This window comes from Bradyrhizobium sp. Kon69, assembly GCF_055807515.1.
Window position 1 is genome coordinate 1 of record NZ_JBVVOS010000555.1, and the last position, 240, is coordinate 240.

The window sequence follows — 240 nt, forward strand, 5'->3', positions numbered from 1 at the left end:
CGTGGCCGTTGACCAGCGCCAGAATGACCAGTTCGGACAACGACAGCACCACCATCTGCAGGCCCGTCGGCAGGCCGATACGCAGGACCTTGCCGAGGATGACCCGATCCAGAGTGCGGCGTACGCGGGGCTGACGGGTAATGCCTTGGCGATGCTGTTTTTGATCTTGCGCCTGCGCCACAAGAACCACGTCATGGCGCCGGATCGCGCCATGCTCGCCGCCTTGCGCCTGGATCGGGT

1 protein-coding gene is annotated in these 240 nt (G+C 64.6%); it reads right to left on the reverse strand.

The features are described from left to right. The coding region (locus AC0L3U_RS40140) for a hypothetical protein (RefSeq protein WP_473365232.1) at positions 1-240 on the reverse strand (240 nt) is incomplete at both ends.